The sequence below is a fragment of the Streptococcus infantis genome, assembly GCF_047463615.1.
In the GTDB taxonomy this organism is placed as follows: Bacteria; Bacillota; Bacilli; order Lactobacillales; family Streptococcaceae; genus Streptococcus; species Streptococcus infantis_X.
In genome coordinates, this window is sequence record NZ_JASHDO010000021.1 from 1 (window position 1) to 1,695 (window position 1,695).

Genomic DNA, 1,695 nt, shown 5'->3' on the forward strand with positions numbered 1-1,695 from the left:
TATCGTATTTCTCTTCAGAAACAACGTATTTCTCTGGTTGGAACTTAGGTTCTTCTGGTGGTGTTACACGGTTGTTAAACTCTTTATCCGCAATTTCGCCAACAGTTGCTACAAGAACTTTAGCTGTTCCATCGTGAGAAACAGTTACTGTTACATTCGCTTTCATAGTGTCGTATGTAACGGTTGCGTCTGTTCCAGCTACTTCTTCAACTGTGTAGTTGTGAACGCCTGCTTGTTCTTTCTTGAATTCGATAGCTGAGAACTTAACGTTTCCAGATGCATCGTTCTTTACAGTTTCAACAACTTTACCTGTTGAATCTTTAAGGACGAAGCTGAATTCGTTAGCTTTAAGCTCACGACCTTCCAAGCGTTTAGTGAAGTTGAACTCTACTTGTACTGGTACGCTGTTGACACGTTTTTCAGTTGGTTTGCTTGGTTTTTCAACCTTCTTAGTTGTTGGGTTGTAGTAGTTTACTACTTGAGCCGCAGTATTTTCGATATCTACTCCGCCAGGTACATCAGCTTTCACTGTTGTTGGGATATCAAATTTGTAGTAACGTCCGAAGGCGAACTTAGTTGTATCGATCACTTGAGTGTTTTCTGCATCGCCAAGTGACTTCGTGAAGCCAGCTTTAAGAGTTGCAGTGATCACTCCACCTTCAACTGTGATATCGAACTTAGCTGTGACATCATCACCTGTTACTGAATCGTAAGCTTTGATCTTAGTAGCATCAAGCTCCAACTTAGTTTCATCGTAGTCATCTGAGATTCCCACTGATTGGATGTTGTCCTTGTTAGCTGCGTCAAATTTAGTTGTATCCAACCATACTTGGTAAACCAACTTGTCGCCACGTTTCACAGTCTTCGTATTCAAGTTTTGAGCTTCGTTGTTGTCAGACTTATCAGCGTAAGGATCTTTATTTGTATCCGCAACCTTGTCTGCCAACTCTTTGTCATCATCAACGAGCTTGTCACCTGTGATATCGAATTTCTCTTCAGAAACAACGTATTTCTCTGGTTGGAACTTAGGTTCTTCTGGAGGAGTTACACGGTTGTTGAACTCTTTATCAGCGATTTCGCCAACAGTTGCCACAAGAACTTTAGCTGTTCCATCGTGAGAAACAGTTACTGTTACATTCGCTTTCATGGTATCGTATGTTACAGTTGCGTCTGTTCCTGCTACTTCTTCTACAGTGTAGTTGTGAACGCCTGCTTGTTCTTTCTTGAATTCGATAGCTGAGAACTTAACGTTTCCTGCCGCATCGTTACTTACAGTTTCAACAACTTTACCTGTTGAATCTTTAAGGACGAAGCTGAATTCGTTAGCTTTAAGCTCACGACCTTCCAAGCGTTTAGTAAAGTTGAACTCTACTTGTACTGGTACGCTGTTGACACGTTTTTCAGTTGGTTTGCTTGGTTTTTCAACTTTCTTCGTAGTTGGGTTGTAGTAGTTCACAACTTGAGCCGCAGTATTTTCGATATCTACTCCGCCAGGTACATCAGCTTTCACTGTTGTTGGGATGTCGAACTTGTAGTAACGTCCGAAGGCGAACTTAGTTGTATCGATAACTTGAGTGTTTTCTGCATCGCCAAGTGACTTCGTGAAGCCAGCTTTAAGAGTTGCAGTGATCACTCCACCTTCAACTGTGATATCGAACTTAGCTGTGACATCATCACCTGTTACTGAATCGTAAG

The 1,695-nt window shown here is 41.7% G+C and carries 1 protein-coding gene; it reads right to left on the reverse strand.

The genetic code is table 11. The annotated features are described in order from the left end of the window. On the reverse strand, window positions 1–1,695 hold a 1,695-nt coding region (locus QM874_RS09780; RefSeq protein WP_414317122.1), incomplete at both ends, for an SspB-related isopeptide-forming adhesin.